The sequence below is a fragment of the Amycolatopsis anabasis genome, assembly GCF_009765355.1.
GTDB lineage: Bacteria > Actinomycetota > Actinomycetes > Mycobacteriales > Pseudonocardiaceae > Amycolatopsis > Amycolatopsis anabasis.
In genome coordinates this window covers 1-14362 of the sequence record NZ_VTHK01000037.1, presented here as the reverse complement: position 1 = coordinate 14362, position 14362 = coordinate 1, and the positions used below count along the sequence as shown (strand labels likewise).

Annotated in this window: 18 protein-coding genes; 14 read left to right on the top strand and 4 right to left on the bottom strand. The window is 69.6% G+C overall.

Features of this window, described 5'->3' with window-relative positions:
- Positions 1–543, bottom strand: a complete 543-nt coding sequence (locus FXO23_RS35450) for a TetR/AcrR family transcriptional regulator (protein ID WP_158890466.1) — start codon at positions 541–543, stop codon at positions 1–3.
- 90 nt (positions 544–633) lie between these two features.
- Here FXO23_RS35450 and FXO23_RS35445 point away from each other — a divergent pair, with 90 nt between their 5' ends.
- On the top strand, positions 634–1848 hold the full coding sequence (locus FXO23_RS35445; protein WP_158890464.1) for an MFS transporter: 1215 nt from the start codon (positions 634–636) through the stop codon (positions 1846–1848).
- Here the strand turns inward: FXO23_RS35445 and FXO23_RS35440 are convergent.
- Complete coding sequence (locus FXO23_RS35440) at positions 1823–2575, bottom strand: Long-chain-fatty-acid--CoA ligase (protein WP_158890462.1); 753 nt, start codon at positions 2573–2575, stop codon at positions 1823–1825. The two genes, FXO23_RS35445 and FXO23_RS35440, sit on opposite strands and share 26 nt — an antisense overlap.
- Before the next feature lie 81 nt (positions 2576–2656).
- On the opposite strand from FXO23_RS35440, the gene FXO23_RS35435 reads away from it, so the two are divergent.
- The 8 genes from FXO23_RS35435 (at position 2657) to FXO23_RS35400 (ending at position 7763) form a co-directional block, all read left to right on the top strand.
- Positions 2657–3073 carry a phage holin family protein gene (locus tag FXO23_RS35435; protein WP_158890460.1) on the top strand — a complete coding sequence of 139 codons (417 nt, stop codon included), beginning with the start codon at positions 2657–2659 and terminating at the stop codon, positions 3071–3073.
- Positions 3073–3330 (top strand): DUF3618 domain-containing protein, encoded by a 258-nt coding sequence (locus tag FXO23_RS35430; RefSeq protein WP_158890458.1) that lies wholly within the window; start codon positions 3073–3075, stop codon positions 3328–3330. The genes FXO23_RS35435 and FXO23_RS35430 overlap by 1 nt, the downstream gene beginning before the upstream one ends.
- Positions 3327–3590, top strand: coding sequence for a DUF4235 domain-containing protein (locus FXO23_RS35425; protein WP_158890456.1), 264 nt, complete (start codon positions 3327–3329; stop codon positions 3588–3590). Before FXO23_RS35430 ends, FXO23_RS35425 begins: the two co-directional genes overlap by 4 nt.
- A 7-nt stretch (positions 3591–3597) precedes the next feature.
- Entirely contained in the window at positions 3598–4617 is a 1020-nt protein-coding gene (locus FXO23_RS35420; RefSeq protein WP_158890454.1) for a chemotaxis protein CheB, read from the top strand.
- Positions 4618–4625: 8 nt separating this feature from the next.
- Positions 4626–5384, top strand: coding sequence for an ATP-binding protein (locus FXO23_RS35415; RefSeq protein ID WP_158890452.1), 759 nt, complete (start codon positions 4626–4628; stop codon positions 5382–5384).
- Between the two features lie 115 nt (positions 5385–5499).
- The gene (locus tag FXO23_RS35410) at positions 5500–5877 is read left to right on the top strand and encodes an STAS domain-containing protein (RefSeq protein WP_158890450.1); all 378 of its coding nucleotides are present in this window, start codon (positions 5500–5502) and stop codon (positions 5875–5877) included.
- 36 nt (positions 5878–5913) lie between these two features.
- Positions 5914–7188, top strand: coding sequence for an NAD(P)/FAD-dependent oxidoreductase (locus FXO23_RS35405; RefSeq protein ID WP_158890448.1), 1275 nt, complete (start codon positions 5914–5916; stop codon positions 7186–7188).
- Positions 7189–7202: 14 nt separating this feature from the next.
- Positions 7203–7763, top strand: coding sequence for a hypothetical protein (locus tag FXO23_RS35400; RefSeq protein WP_158890447.1), 561 nt, complete (start codon positions 7203–7205; stop codon positions 7761–7763).
- 260 nt (positions 7764–8023) lie between these two features.
- On the opposite strand, the gene FXO23_RS35395 is transcribed toward FXO23_RS35400, so the two are convergent.
- Entirely contained in the window at positions 8024–8467 is a 444-nt protein-coding gene (locus tag FXO23_RS35395) for a DUF4383 domain-containing protein (protein ID WP_158890445.1), read from the bottom strand.
- Positions 8468–8608: 141 nt separating this feature from the next.
- On the opposite strand from FXO23_RS35395, the gene FXO23_RS35390 reads away from it, so the two are divergent.
- The 4 genes from FXO23_RS35390 to FXO23_RS35375 are packed head-to-tail and all read left to right on the top strand — an operon-like array spanning position 8609 to position 12808.
- Positions 8609–9040: a hypothetical protein gene (locus tag FXO23_RS35390; protein ID WP_158890443.1), complete on the top strand. Its 432-nt coding sequence runs from the start codon at positions 8609–8611 to the stop codon at positions 9038–9040.
- A complete protein-coding gene (locus FXO23_RS35385; RefSeq protein WP_158890441.1) occupies positions 9037–9834 on the top strand; it encodes a SigB/SigF/SigG family RNA polymerase sigma factor in 798 nt (265 codons plus the stop codon). Before FXO23_RS35390 ends, FXO23_RS35385 begins: the two co-directional genes overlap by 4 nt.
- A gap of 17 nt (positions 9835–9851) precedes the next feature.
- Complete coding sequence (locus tag FXO23_RS35380; protein WP_158890439.1) at positions 9852–11960, top strand: catalase; 2109 nt, start codon at positions 9852–9854, stop codon at positions 11958–11960.
- A gap of 20 nt (positions 11961–11980) precedes the next feature.
- On the top strand, positions 11981–12808 hold the full coding sequence (locus FXO23_RS35375) for an SDR family oxidoreductase (RefSeq protein ID WP_158890437.1): 828 nt from the start codon (positions 11981–11983) through the stop codon (positions 12806–12808).
- Here FXO23_RS35375 and FXO23_RS35370 read toward each other — a convergent pair.
- On the bottom strand, positions 12805–13533 hold the full coding sequence (locus tag FXO23_RS35370) for a helix-turn-helix transcriptional regulator (protein ID WP_158890435.1): 729 nt from the start codon (positions 13531–13533) through the stop codon (positions 12805–12807). The genes FXO23_RS35375 and FXO23_RS35370 overlap by 4 nt on opposite strands.
- 152 nt (positions 13534–13685) lie before the next feature.
- Between FXO23_RS35370 and folE the strand changes: the two genes are divergently transcribed.
- Complete coding sequence (folE, locus tag FXO23_RS35365) at positions 13686–14294, top strand: GTP cyclohydrolase I FolE (RefSeq protein ID WP_158890433.1); 609 nt, start codon at positions 13686–13688, stop codon at positions 14292–14294.
- The last annotated feature ends 68 nt before the right edge of the window (positions 14295–14362 follow it).

The following is a 14362-nucleotide window of genomic DNA, read 5'->3' as shown; positions in this document are numbered from 1 at the left end:
TTACGACCCGAGCAGCGCGGCGGCGATCGCCTTGGCGCGCAAGGCGGGTTCGGCCGTGCGCTCGCGCAGCGCGGTGATGATCGCGCCGTCGATCAGCAGGACGAACTGATCGGCTAGCACGGCGTGGTCGCGGTATCCGGCATCGGCGAGCAGGCCGTCCAGATACTCGATCAGCGACCGCTTGTGTTCCGCGGCGACCTGGAACGCCTGGCTGTCCGGATCCGCGAGCTCGACCATGGCGTTGATCGACGCGCAGCCGCGGAAGGAGTCCTGGCCGAAACTTTCGGCGAGCGCGTCGAACACGGTCAGCGGGGCTCGGCCACGCGCGGTGACCTCCTCGTCGAGCCACTGGCGCCAACGCCGGTCGTAGCCGCGGAGCATGGTCACCACGAGGTCGTCCTTGCTGGAGAAGTGCCGGTAGAACGAGGCCCGGCCGACCCCGGAGACGGCCAGCAGCCGCTCGACGCCGACCGCGCGAATGCCTTCGCGGTAGAAGAGTTCCTCGGCGGCGTGGACGAGACGTTCCCGGGCTTGCGTGGGCATACCGCCACGGTATCCGATCTTGACGAAAAATGGAACCGATCGGTACCGTCTGGTCAAACGGAACTGATCGGTACCATTTGAGGAGTCCGCGTGACCCAACCCTCGTCCCGGAAAGTTCGCGCCCGGATCGCGGTCGCCGTTCTCGGTTTCGGCACGTTCGCGGTCGGCACCGACGAGTTCGTCCTGGCCGGGGTACTGCCCCAGCTCGGGGATTCGCTCGGGGTCTCGGTGGCCACGGCGGGCCAGGTGGTCACCGTGTTCGCGTTGACCTGTGCGTTGCTCGCCCCGGTGCTGGCCATGCTGACCGCGGGCTGGTCGCGCCGGAGGGTGCTGCTGCTCGCGGTGCTGGTGTACCTGGCGGGAAACGTGGCCACCGCGCTGGCGCCGTCGTTCGCGTTCGTGCTGATCGCGCAGTTGGTCGCCGCGGCGGGGGCCGGACTGTACGTGCCGACGGCGAGCGTGACGGCCGCGGCGCTGGTCCCCGAGGATCGCCGGGGCCGGGCCATCGCGGTGGTGACGACCGGGTTCACCGCGGCGACCGCCCTGGGCGCGCCGATCGGGACGTTGCTCGGCGGGCTGCTGGGCTGGCGGGCGACGATGTGGTTCGTCGCCGGGCTCGCGGTACTCGGGCTGCTCGGGGTCCTGGCCCTGGTGCCCGCGGTTTCCGCCCCGGCCCCGGAAGGGCTGCGGCCACGGCTGGCGCCGCTCGGGGATCGCCGCGTGCTGGCCGTGCTCGCCACGACCCTGGCCGGCTTCACCGCGGTGTACCTGCCGTACGTCTACATCTCCGCGGTGTTCGAACCGGCCACGGGCGGCGGTGGTGACCGGCTGGCGGTGCTCATCTTCACCCTCGGGGTGATCGGCACGGCCGGGAACTTCGCGGCGGGCTCGCTCGCCGACCGGATCGGCGCGCGGCGCGTGGTGGCGGTCGCGCTCGGCTGGCTGGCCGCGGTCCTGGTGGTGCTTCCGTTGACCACGGGCGGTTTCGGCACGTCCGTCGCGATCATCGTGGCCTACGGTGTGGCGGCCTTCGCCATCACCACACCGCAGCAGCACCGGCTGATCACCCTGCGCCCGGAATCGGCTTCGGTCCTGGTCTCGCTGAACGCGGCGGTCCTGTATCTGGCGATCTCGCTGGCGGGCATGCTCGGCGGGGCCGGGATCGGCCTGGTCGGCGCGAACCGGCTCAGCCTCGTCGCGGCGGGGCTGGCGATCCTCGCCCTGGCGCTGTCCGAAGTAGCCGGCCGCCTGACCCTTCGATCCACAATGGACAGATCTGTCACCGGGGAGCCGGTGTCGCGGTGACCGGGTGCTCGAGCCATACGTTCGGCTCGACGTAGACGCCGAGATCCTGTTCCCGGGACGCGAGGACCGGGGCCAGTCCACCGGCGACGGCGTTCGGCCCGTCGGCGAAGGACTGCCCGGTCCAGCGCCGCCACTGCCCGAGCGTTCCGGTGATGGTCATGGCGAACGGCGCGATCTTGACGAAGGTCGCGCCCAGCCTTTCGTGCGTGCGCAGCCAGGGGTCCTCGGGCAGCCCGTCCGCGCGGCGGCGGCGCAGGTAGTCCGCCATCGGCAGGTAGGGGTGGTCCTGCTTCCCGGTCGGCCGCACCGGAACCACGAACCGCGCCAGGTTCTTCGCCGCGGCGAGGTCGCGCAGCCCGGTCAGCGCCTCGGTCGCGAAGCCACGGCCGCGCCGATCCGCGAAGACGTGGACTTCCAGCGCGGCCAGTGTCGTGAGTGGACGGTCGTCCAGCGCGTCCTCGATCGCCCAGAGGATGATCCCGTCCCAGCCGTGGTCCGGGAGTTCGGTGCGTTCCGGGGTCGGGAAGGCCACCGGCACGCTGACCGCGCGGGCCACCGGGACGGCACCCTCGAGCACGACGAGGAAGTACTCGGGCCACCGCCGGGCCAGGCGGCTCGCCCGGGTCAGCGTGCCGATCTGGTCGTACCGCATGAACTCGGCTCCGACGTCACCGAGGTCCAGCGCCGGTTCCAGCAGATCGGGCCGGGCGGCCAGGTCGGTGATCATCGCCGCATCATCCCGCGTTGCCGGGATTGGCACCAGCGGTTCCGGGGTAACCGGGCAGCGACGCACTGTCGGGAGGTAGGCATGATCGAAGAAGCGGGTCGCGGGTCGACCGCGACCGAGGAACGTTCGGTCGCCCAGCTCGTGAGCGACCTGTCCGAGCAGCTCAACCGGCTGGTCCGGGACGAGATGCGGCTGGCGGTGCTGGAGCTGCGCGCGAAGGGCAAACGGATCGGCCTCGGCGCCGGGCTCGCCGGACTGGCCGGGGTGCTGGCCCTGTTCGGCGGCGGCGCGCTCGTGGCCACCCTGATCCTGGCGCTCGCGCTGGTGCTGCCCGCGTGGGCCGCCGCGCTGATCGTCGGCGGCGGGCTGCTCCTGCTCGCGGGACTGCTCGCCCTGATCGGCGGGAAGCAGGTCCGGAACGCGACACCACCGGTCCCCGGAGAAGCGGTCACCGGAATGCGCGAGGACGTCGAGGTCCTGAAGGAGAACGTGCGCTGATGAGTACCGAGAAGAAGCAGGACACCGGTTTTCCTTATGACGCCGAGGAAGCCCGGGTGGACCGGGAACTCACCCGGGCCGAGCTCGGCGACACGGTGGCCGAACTGGCCCACCGGGTCAACGTGAAGGAGCAGGCCCGGGAACGCAAGCAGCAGCTCACCGAAACGGTCAAGCACAACCCGGCGCCGGTCGTCGGCGGCCTGTCCGCGCTCGCCGCGTTGCTCGTGCTCTTCCTCATCTGGAAGGCGAAGCGATGAACAAGGCGCTCTACAAACCGCTCGGCATGGTGGTCAGCGCGCTCGGCGGATTCGCCGCGAGCATGCTGTTCAAACAGGTGTGGAAGCGCGCGACCGGCAACGAGGACGCCCCGCGCGCGACCGACCGGGACTACAGCTGGCGCCAGGTCCTGCTCGCGGCGACCGTGCAGGGCGCCATCTTCGGCGCGGTCAAGGCCGCGGTCGACCGCGCGAGCGCCGCCGGTTACCGCAAGGCGACCGGGAAATGGCCGGACGACTGAGCCCACCATGACATCCATCAGGCGGGATGTGGTGGTCGCCGGGGCCTCGGCCGGTGGGGTCGAAGCGTTGAGCCGCCTGGTCGCGGGATTCCCGGTGGATCTGCCCGCGGCCGTGCTGGTGGTGCTGCACCTGCCCAGCGGCGGAACCAGCGCGCTCGCGAAGATCCTCGATCGCGCGGGACCGCTGCCCGCGGTCAGCGCACGCCACGGTGTTCCGCTGGAACGGGGAAAGATCTACACCGCCCCGCCCGACCACCACCTGCTGCTCGCCGACGATCAGCTCGTGCTTTCCCACGGCCCCACCGAAAACGGCCACCGGCCCGCGATCGACGCCTTGTTCCGCTCGTCCGCGATCTCCGCGGGCCCGCGGACGATGGGCGTGCTGCTGTCCGGAGTGCTCGACGACGGGGTCGCCGGGCTGCGGGCGATCTCGGCGCGCGGTGGGCGCACCCTCGTCCAGGATCCCGACGACGCGGCGTTCGCCGGAATGCCCCGCAACGCGATCCGGAACGTGGCGGTCGATCACATCGCCACGACGAGCGAACTCGGAATGATCATCGACAAACTGACGCGGGAGACCGTCGACCCCACGTGGCCTTCCGCACCCGCGAAGGTGATCGAGTTGGAGAACCACATCGCCCGGTACGGCGGCGCTGTGCGGGCGCCCGGGGAGTTCGACGTCGAAGAACTGGGAGCGGTCTCCGAGTTCAGCTGCCCCGACTGCCGGGGAACGCTCATCGAGACCGAACCCGGCAAGGGGCATTTCCGTTGCCGGGTGGGCCATGCTTGGTCGGCACGGGCGCTTTTGGACGCACAGGGGTACGCCCTGGAACAAGCGCTGTGGACGGCGTTGCGGGTGCTCGACGAAAAGGTGAGCCTGGCCAAGCGCATGGGCGAACAAGCGGCCGGTCGCGGAGCCGAGCTGGTCTCGAACCGGTACCGCCGGATCGCCGAGGAGGCCGCCAACGCCTCCGCCATCCTCCGGCAGCACCTCGACGAGATGCCCCCGAGACCGAACGATGAATAATCGCGACGATGTGGCTCGAAGAGGAGACACCGAGCGTCCGCCTGGCGGCGATGGGCATACCAGGCAGGGAACACGCCTTGATCCAGTTGGACGGCGTACTCGATGTCACCACGTATCCCCGGATTCGTGACTTCCTGCTGAAATGTGCCGTGCAGGGGCCGCAGGCGTTGATCGTGGACGTCGGCGGGCTGCGAATGCCCTGCCGCCGTTCGATCCTCGTTTTCGCCGCGGTGTGGATCCGCATCGAGAACTGGCCGGGGATACCGCTGGCACTCGTCGCGGAACACCCCGACACCCGCGAGACGCTGCGGTCGTGCCTGGTGCACGAGTACGTGCCGACCTACCCCGACGTCGCCACCGCGCTGCGGTCCCTCAAACGCCCGCCCGCGCACCGGCGCGTCAGCTGCACGCTGCCGTGGTTCCCGGAGAGCTCCGTCCGGGCACGCCGGTTCGTCGAAGTCACCTGCGCGGGCTGGCGGATTCCCGACACCATCGTCCAGAACGCCGTCGTGATCGCGTCCGAACTGGTCGAGAACACCCTGAAACACACGTGCTCGGAGGCCGAACTGCGCCTGGAACTACGTCGCGGGCTACTGACCGTCGCGGTCTCCGATCTCGATCCGGCGGAGGCTCTCCTGATCGAGCGAACCAATCGCACCCCATCGGGCTACGGGCTGTTACTGGTCTCCCACCTGGCGAAGGCGTGGGGCTGCACGCCGACCGCGATCGGGGGCAAGGTTGTCTGGGCCGTTCTGGTGGTGGGGTAGCTCCGTCGGAGCCCGCTCGTTACTCTGGCGTGGCACGGTTAAGCAGCAGCCGCACCTGGAGCGAACCACCCGCCCGCTCTCGTGAAGGCACCGCGGTAGGGAGGTGCAAACAACCGTGCAAGCGAAGCCGGGGCCGATGATCCACATCGCGGTCGAGGATTGGCTCGATCACGTCGCGGTGGCTCGTGTGTCCGGCGAGGTGGACGTCTGCGGAGTCACCGCGTTGCGCGACTGCGTCGGCGCGGTGCTCGCCCGGAGCCGCGATCTCGTGATCGATCTCGGCGGGGTGAGCTTTCTGAGCGCGGCCGGGTTGTCCGTGCTGATCGAGACCGATCAACGGGTTTCCGAAGCCGGTCTGGTGTGGGCGATGGTGGCCGCCACCCATCCGGTCACCCGCCCGCTGTCCCTCACCGGCCTGGACACCGAGCTGCCGATTCACCGGACGGTCGAAGCCGCCGTGGCGCACGTCCACCAGGCGAAGCCCGCCACCTGACGATTGGCGAATCGGCATCGCGGGTACGCCTGCGCCATGCGCAACATCCTGATCGTCGGTGGCGGTTATGTCGGCATGAACGCGGCTCGGCGCCTGCGCGCGAAGCTGGGCGCCGAAGAGGCCGCGATCACCGTGATCGACCCGCGTTCCTACATGACCTACCAGCCGTTCCTGGCCGAAGCGGCCGCGGGGTCGGTCGAACCCCGCCACGTGGTCGTACCGCTGCGGGAGGTCCTGAAGGGCTGCCAGGTGCACTGCGGCACGGTGACCGGCATCGACCACAAGCGGAACGCGGTGACCCTGGAGGTCGCCGATGGGCATGTCGAGGAACTCGCCTACGACGTGCTGATCGTCGCGCCGGGTTCGGTGTCCAAGACGTTGCCGATTCCCGGGCTGGCGGAGCACGCGGTCGGCTTCAAAACCCTGGACCAGGCGATCTACCTGCGAAACCACGTCCTGTCCCGGCTCGACGAGGCGGCCAGCACGATGGACCGCGAGGTGCGGCGGCGGCTGCTGACGTTCCTGTTCGTCGGCGGCGGGTATGCCGGTATCGAGGCGATGGCCGAGCTCGAGGACATGGCCCGCCAGGCGATGGCCTACTACGACGCCCTGGATCCCGGCGACATGCGCTGGGTGCTGGTCGAGGCGATGGACCGGATCATGCCGGAGATCAGCCTGGACCTCGCGCGCTACACCCTGGACCGGCTCGCCGAACGCGGTTTCGAAACCCATCTGGAGACGACGTTGCGCTCGGTGGAGAACGGGCACGCGGTGCTCGACAACGGGGTGGAGTTCGACACGGACACCACCGTGTGGACCGCGGGGGTCAAACCGAATCCGATGCTCGCCGACACCGACCTGCCACTCGATGACAAGGGCCGGGTCCAGTGCACGCCGAACCTCCAGGTGACCGGCACCGAGGACGTGTTCGCGGCCGGTGACTGCGCCGCCGTGCCGGACCTGACCAATCCGGAACCCGGCGCCACCTGCGCGCCCTCGGCCCAGCACGCGGCCCGCCAGGCGCGCCGGATCGCGGAGAACGTGCTGGCCTCGCTGCACGGCGACGAACTCCGGCCGTACCGGCATTCCTACGCCGGTTCGGTGGCCAGCCTCGGCCTGTACCGCGGGGTCGCGGAAATCTACGGCGTCAAGGTCCGGGGCTTCCCCGCCTGGGCGCTGCACCGCACCTACCACCTGGCGACCATGCCGACGCTGCACCGGAAGGCCCGGATCGCCGCGGACTGGGCGCTGTCCTTGCCGTTCCGGCGGCAGATAGTCGCGACGGCCACCGGCCGGCGATCGACCGAATGAGAGAGGGAACCACGATGACCATCGAGAATCACGCGGATCCGGTGCGGGCGGCCGGGCCGCGGTCGGTATGGCGCGGCACCCGCGGGGCCACCGCGCTGCTCGTCTTCGATCCCGCCGGGGAGAGCAAGCACGACGAACTGCCCGCGACCTGGCGGGGACTCGCCGAACAACGTCAGATCGTGTGGTTCCGCCTGGCGACCGAAGGCGCGCTGTCCGAGGCCGGCGAGTTGCTCGCCGATTCGGACGCGCTCGCCCCGATCGTCGACGTGGTCACCAGCGGGCCCGCGGCGGAGTCCACATTGGACGTGGTCGAACGGCATCCCGGGCGGGTGCGCTCGGTGCTGCTGGTCGACCCGGCGGCGGGCCAGGTGGGCGGCTCCCCCGAGGAAGCCGACGCCACCTGGGCGGACCGGAACTCCGATCGCCTCGGAGCGCTGGAAAAGGCGGGCGTCAGCGTACGGATCATCGCGCACAGCACCGAGGACGAGCGGGACCGCATCCCGCCGCCGCTGCCGCTGGGGCACCCGGACGTGGTCACCGCGGTGGAACGCGCGCTCGGCGACCTCGACCGCTGACCCGAAAAAGTCGTGAGTGTTCCGGGCGGTTAGAGCGGGCTCTCATTTGGTCGCCTACTGGTGACCTGGCGTTTCCGTTCGACGAGCCGCACTTGGCCGACAAAGTGCGACACCGCGCCGGTGGTGGTGCTCGGAGGTTGCCCAATGCGGCGTTCGGTACCTTCAACGCCCCGAAAGCCACAGTGGTGTCCTCCGGGTACCGGAACGGGGAACACACGCGACCAGAAAGCGGTCAGGCCGGTCAGAACCGGCCGGAACACTCACGACCGTACGGCCGTCCGCCACCGGGCGAATCCCATGCACAGCCCGGCCAACGCGGTCAGCCCGTGCAGCCAGACGTCGGCCCAGTTGAGGTTGACCGGATCCGCGCTCGTTCCGGTGGCGGCGGCCAGGATGCCGTACGCCGTCAGCCCGGCGAACCCGGCGAAGAGCACCCATCCGTAGATCCGCGTGCCGGAACCGTGCAGGGAGGCGACCAGTCCGAGCACCCCGACCGCGGTGTGCACCACGTTCAGCAGCGGGCTCACCGCGAAGATCCACAGCATGTTCTCCGGATTGCGCACCGGGTGCTGGACGTCGCCCGGGTTCGTGGTGACCTGCTCGCCTTCGGCGAAGAAGAACCCGGCGACCCCGAGCGCCAGGTAGATCAGGCCCAGGAGCAGCGCCAGCCCGCGCGCGAACAGCATCCTGCGATCGTCGTCCATTTCCAGCTCCCACCGATTCCGGAACCTTTTCCCACCGGGGTTCCCAGTTCCGGCGAAAAAAATCCCCCGTGTGACCTCGGCCCGAGCGGGTATCCGGAACGTATGCAACACAGCGGGCCGAATCGGGAACGGGATGAGGCCATGGCAAGCACCGATATCACGGACAGCGTCGAAATACTGCTCGGCAACGTGATCGAGCTGCGGGGCGCCGCGGACACCGCACAGCTGCCGGTGGTGCGCGGGGTGGCGGAGAACGTCGCGCTGAACGAGGACTTCGATCTGGACGCGGTCTCCGACATCAAGATGGCGGTGGACGAGGTGGCCGCGCAGCTGATTTCCCGTGCGGTACTGGGTGGAGTCCTCACCTGCCGGTACTGGCTGATGTCCGGCGAACTGCGCGTCTCGATGTCCGTGCAGACTCCCGACGGCACGCTGCCCGACCAGCGGAGCTTCGGCTGGTTCGTGCTGAGCGCGCTCACCGACCGGATTTCCGCACGGGCGGGTGACGCGGACGGTCGGCACAACCAGGTGTACATCGACTTCGTGAAGCGGAAAGGGAGCCACGTCACGTGACCGTCCACGAGAGCACGGCCCGACGCGCTAGGCCGGTGCACGCTTACGAAAGATCCACACCGGACTTCGCGGAACTGGCCGCGCTACCCGAAGGTGCTCCCGGCCGGGACGAACTGCGCGCCAGACTGGTGACCCGGCACCTGCCGTTGGCCGACCACATCGCGCGCCGGTTCGGCGGGCGCGGGGAAACCCACGACGACCTCCTCCAGGTGGCCCGGATCGGGCTCATCCACGCGGTGGACCGGTTCCAGCCCGAACGCGGCACCGACTTCCTGTCCTTCGCGGTGCCGACGATCATGGGCGAGGTCCGCCGCTACTTCCGCGACGCCGGCTGGGCGGTGCACGTGCCCCGGCGGCTCAAGGAAATCCACCTGATGATCAGCCAGGCCACCAGTTCGCTCGGGCAGCAGCTCGGCCGCGCCCCCACGCCGAGCGAGATCGCGCGCGAACTCGGAGTGGACACCGAGGAGGTCTGCGAGGGCCTGATCGCCGGAAACGCGTACCGCTCGGTGTCGGTGGACAAACCGGTGTCCGAGGAATCGGAGACCATGTCGCTCGCCGACACGCTCGGCGAGTTCGACGAAGACCTGGACGCGGTCGAGAACCACGAGGCGCTCAAACCGCTGCTGCGCCAACTGCCGGCGCGGGAACGCACGATTCTCCTGCTGCGGTTCTTCGGGAACCTCACCCAGACCCAGATCGCGGAGCGCGTCGGGATTTCCCAGATGCACGTGTCCAGGCTGCTCGCGCAGACACTCGAAGGACTGCGCACCCGGCTGACCGAAGAACCCTGATCGCAGAAAGGCAAACCATGGCCGACCGCCGAAACCCGGACGTCAAGGACGAGCAACTCGACCGCGCGCGCGTGCCCGCCGACGAGGGTTACCTGACCACCCAGCAGGGAGTGCGGGTCGATCACACGGACGACGCGCTCACCGCGGGGGAACGCGGGCCGACCCTGCTGGAGGACTTCCACGCCCGCGAGAAGATCACCCATTTCGACCACGAACGCATTCCGGAGCGGGTGGTGCACGCCCGGGGCGCCGGGGCGTACGGCTTCTTCGAGCCCTACGACGATTCGCTCGCCCGGTACACGACCGCCGAGTTCCTGACCGATCCGCAAGTCCGGGTGCCGGTCTTCGTCCGGTTCTCGACCGTGGCCGGATCGCGCGGTTCCGCGGACACGGTTCGCGACGTGCGCGGGTTCGCCACCAAGTTCTACACCCGGCAGGGGAACTACGACCTCGTCGGCAACAACATGCCGGTGTTCTTCATCCAGGACGGCATCAAGTTCCCCGACTTCGTGCACGCGGTGAAACCCGAACCGCCCAACGAGATCCCGCAGGCGCAGTCCGCGCACGACACCTTCTGGGATTTCGTGTCCCTGCAACCGGAATCGCTGCACATGGTGCTGTGGCTGATGTCCGACCGCGCGCTGCCCCGCAGTTACCGGATGATGCAGGGCTTCGGCGTGCACACCTTCCGGCTGGTCAACGCCGAGGGACGCGGCACGTTCGTGAAGTTCCACTGGAAACCGGTGCTGGGCACCCATTCCCTGCTCTGGGACGAATGCCAGAAGGTGGCCGGGAAGGACCCGGACTTCAACCGCCGCGATCTGTGGGACTGCATCGAGGCCGGGCACTTCCCCGAATGGGAGCTGGGCGTCCAGCTCGTCGAGGAATCCGAGGAGTTCGCCTTCGACTTCGACCTGCTGGACCCGACGAAGATCATTCCCGAGGAGCAGGTGCCGGTGCAGCCGGTGGGCCGGATGGTGCTCGACCGCAATCCGGACAACTTCTTCGCCGAGACCGAGCAGATCGCCTTCCACACCGCGAACGTGGTGCCCGGGATCGACTTCACGAACGATCCGCTGCTGCAGGCGCGGAACTTCTCCTATCTGGACACCCAGCTCATCCGGCTCGGCGGCCCGAACTTCGCCCAGCTCCCGGTCAACCGGCCGGTCGCGGACGTGCACCACAACCAGCGCGACGGGTACGGGCAGCAGGCGATCCACAAAGGACAGACTTCGTACTTCAAGAACAGCCTGGGCGGCGGCTGCCCCGCGCTGGCGGACTCCGGCGCCTTCGCGCACTACGCGGAGAAGGTCGAGGGCCACAAGATCCGCAAACGCAGCGAGAGTTTCCAGGACCACTACAGCCAGGCCACGCTGTTCTGGAACAGCATGTCCGAAGTGGAGGCCGAGCACATCGTCGCCGCCTTCCGGTTCGAGCTCGGCAAGGTGGTGGAACGGGAAGTGCGCGCCCGGGTCGTGGACCGGCTCAACCACATCGACCACCGGCTCGCCGGCCGCGTCGCCGAAGGGATCGGGGTGTCCGCGCCCGCCGCGGAGGTCACGCCGAACCACGGCCGCTCCTCCCCCGCGCTGAGCCAGCTCAACCAGCCGAACCTCACCATCGACACCCGCAAGATCGCGGTGCTCGTCGCCGACGGGGTGGACGCCACCGGCGCCCGCCGATTGGCCGACGCCCTGCGCGAACGCGGTGCGGAGGTGGAGTTCCTCGCGCCACACGAGGGCGAGCTGACCGCGGGCCACGGCGATCCGCTCGTCCCGGACCGCCAGCTCAACACGATGGCGTCGGTGCTCTACGACGCCGTGGCGATCCCGTGCGGTCCGGACAGCGTGCGGGCGCTGTCCGGTGACGGGTACGCCGTGCACTTCGTGGCCGAGGCGTACAAACACGCCAAGGCGATCGCGGCGTCGGGCTCCGGCCGGGAACTGCTGCGCAAGGCCGGGGTGGCCGAACGCATCGCCGACGGGACCGAGGTGGTGACCGAGCAGGGCGTGGTCACCACCGGGGCGGCCGAGAACACGATCCCCGACGAGTACGTCGACTCGTTCGCCGCCGAGATCGCCAACCACCGAGCCTGGGACCGGCAGACCGACGCGGTTCCGGCCTAGGGTCAACGGGAGGAGGCACCATGCCACGCGAAGCGGCCCCGCTGCCGCACGAGACCGACCGGCCGCGCACCGCGGTGGTCACCGGATCGGATTCCGGCATCGGGAAGGCGATCGCCGTCGCCCTCGCCGGTGGCGGGCTGGACGTCGGCATCACCTACCACGAGGACCGGGACGGCGCCGAGCGCACCGCGGCGGAGGCCGGGGAACAGGGCGTCCGGGCGCCGGTGCGGCGGCTCGACCTGAGCGACCTGCCGACCTCGGCCGCGGTGATCGACGAACTCGCCGAGGACCTGGGCGGTGTCGACGTCCTGGTCAACTGCGCGGGTACCGGCACCGCGCAGCGGGTGATGGACCTGGACTTCGACACCTGGCGGCACGTGCTGGCGGTCGATCTGGACGGCGCGTTCGTCTGCGCCCAGCGCGCCGCGCGGCACATGATCAAGGCTGGCCGCGGCGGCCGGATCATCAACATCACCAGCGTGCACGAGCACCAGCCCAAGGTCGGCGCGGCGCCCTACTGCGCGGCGAAGGCCGGGCTCGGCGGGCTGACCAAGGTGCTCGCGCTCGAACTGGCGGAACACGACATCACGGTGAACTCGGTCGCGCCGGGTGAGATCTCCACCCCGATGACCGGGCAGGAGGACGCCGATCCCCGGCAGCAGCTCCGCCCCGGGGTGCCGCTCGGCCGCACCGGGGACGCCCGCGAGGTGGCGGCCGTGGTGGCCTTCCTCGCCACCCCGGCGGCCGGTTACGTGACGGGTGCGTCCTGGCCGGTGGACGGTGGCATGCTGCTGATGGGCCCGCAGGCGAGTGCGGAACTGGCGCACCACAACTGGCGCAGCCCCTAACCTTCCGGGTCGCAGCGCACGCCCAGTTCCACGCAGCAGTGGCCGGGCGCGGGGGTGAGCGAGGCGACGACCTTGGTGACGCCGAGCCCGGTGAGGAAGCCGGACAGGAAGGCGTGGTTGATCCCGCACACCAGTTCCGGCGCCTTGGCGGTGTGCGGGCGGAAGGGGCAGTTGCGCAAGCGCAGGCGGGTCGGCTCCGGCCGGCTCGGTTCGAAGCCGTAGCGGACCAGCGCGGTTTCGGCCAGGGTGAGCGCCCGTTCGGCGCCCAGGCGGCCGGTCCGCGCCCGCGCGCGTTCGGCCGCGCCGAGTTCCGCCCCGTGTTCGCGCGCCACCCGGAGCGCGGTGCGCCGGGCGCTCTCGTCGGCGCGTTCGGCGAGCACCGCATCGAGCAGGATGTCCGCGAGCACGTCGGGCCGGCGCTGCGGGATGGTGACCGAGATCTCGGCGCCCGAAGGTTCGTAGACTTTCGGCGTGCGGCCCACCCGGCGTACCCCGCCGACCGGTTCGGACCGGGTGCGCAGCAGGTTCGCCCGCACCAGCTTGTCCAGGTGGAACGCGGCGAGCTTGCGGGAGATCCCGACGGCCGTGGCGGCTTCCTCCCTGGTGACCGGCCGCTGCGCGCGCCGGATGAAGGCATACATCTCCCGGCGCAGGTCATCGTCCAGCGCGGCGACCGAGGTGATCGTGGCCGCGGCCGGGAGCCGGTCTTCCGCAACGCTCGCCATTCACCAAGCGTATCGCCTATTGAGATTTCCGTTATCCCCGGTTACCCAATTGACCTGCAGACTTGACCCGGTCAGCCGATAACACCAATACTCGTTAGTGAAACTGGTGACGGGGAGGCTGGCTCCCACGACAAAAACCGAGGGATACGCCCATGCACTCCCGTTCCGCCTTGCACGTCGTCCACGAACCCACCGATGTCGTGGACCTCGACGCGGCCGAGCGCGCGGCCGGCGACTTCCTGAAGGCCCTCGGGATCCCGCTCACCTCGGAGAGCCTGCGCGGCACTCCCGCGCGGATGGCCCGCGCCTACGCCGAACTCTTCACCCCCCGGGAGTTCGACCTCACCACCTTCCCCAACGACGAGGGATACGACGAACTGGTTCTCGCCCGCAGCATCCCGATGCGTTCGGTCTGCGAGCACCACCTGCTGCCGTTCGTCGGCGTGGCGCACGTCGGTTACCTGCCCGGCGAGCGCATCCTCGGCCTGTCGAAGCTCGCCCGGATCGTGGAGCACTTCGCCTGCCGCCCCCAGGTGCAGGAGCGGCTGACCAAGCAGGTCGCCGACTGGCTGTGCGAGCACCTGAACCCCAAGGGCGTCGGCGTGGTGGTCGAGGCCGAGCACTCCTGCATGACCCTGCGCGGGGTCCAGGCCGTCGGCTCCAGCACGGTCACCTCCACCCTGCTGGGCACCCTGCGCGCGGACGCGCGGTCGCGGCAGGAGTTCTTCGCCCTCACCGGCGTGCATCCCAAGGGGTCGTGAGCGTTCCGGCCGGTTATTGATGCGTAACTCAATTATGGCGTGGTCGTTGGTTATGGTGTGAAGGTGAC

Coding starts and splice junctions, on each gene's coding strand:
- FXO23_RS35440 (WP_158890462.1), bottom strand. CDS start 2,575: ATGATCACCGACCTGGCCGCCCGGCCCGATCTGCTGGAACCGGCGCTG.
- FXO23_RS35450 (WP_158890466.1), bottom strand. CDS start 543: ATGCCCACGCAAGCCCGGGAACGTCTCGTCCACGCCGCCGAGGAACTC.
- FXO23_RS35420 (WP_158890454.1), top strand. CDS start 3,598: ATGACATCCATCAGGCGGGATGTGGTGGTCGCCGGGGCCTCGGCCGGT.
- FXO23_RS35400 (WP_158890447.1), top strand. CDS start 7,203: ATGACCATCGAGAATCACGCGGATCCGGTGCGGGCGGCCGGGCCGCGG.
- FXO23_RS35430 (WP_158890458.1), top strand. CDS start 3,073: ATGAGTACCGAGAAGAAGCAGGACACCGGTTTTCCTTATGACGCCGAG.
- FXO23_RS35435 (WP_158890460.1), top strand. CDS start 2,657: ATGATCGAAGAAGCGGGTCGCGGGTCGACCGCGACCGAGGAACGTTCG.
- FXO23_RS35390 (WP_158890443.1), top strand. CDS start 8,609: ATGGCAAGCACCGATATCACGGACAGCGTCGAAATACTGCTCGGCAAC.
- FXO23_RS35370 (WP_158890435.1), bottom strand. CDS start 13,533: ATGGCGAGCGTTGCGGAAGACCGGCTCCCGGCCGCGGCCACGATCACC.
- FXO23_RS35380 (WP_158890439.1), top strand. CDS start 9,852: ATGGCCGACCGCCGAAACCCGGACGTCAAGGACGAGCAACTCGACCGC.
- FXO23_RS35425 (WP_158890456.1), top strand. CDS start 3,327: ATGAACAAGGCGCTCTACAAACCGCTCGGCATGGTGGTCAGCGCGCTC.
- folE (WP_158890433.1), top strand. CDS start 13,686: ATGCACTCCCGTTCCGCCTTGCACGTCGTCCACGAACCCACCGATGTC.
- FXO23_RS35405 (WP_158890448.1), top strand. CDS start 5,914: ATGCGCAACATCCTGATCGTCGGTGGCGGTTATGTCGGCATGAACGCG.
- FXO23_RS35375 (WP_158890437.1), top strand. CDS start 11,981: ATGCCACGCGAAGCGGCCCCGCTGCCGCACGAGACCGACCGGCCGCGC.
- FXO23_RS35395 (WP_158890445.1), bottom strand. CDS start 8,467: ATGGACGACGATCGCAGGATGCTGTTCGCGCGCGGGCTGGCGCTGCTC.
- FXO23_RS35415 (WP_158890452.1), top strand. CDS start 4,626: ATGTGGCTCGAAGAGGAGACACCGAGCGTCCGCCTGGCGGCGATGGGC.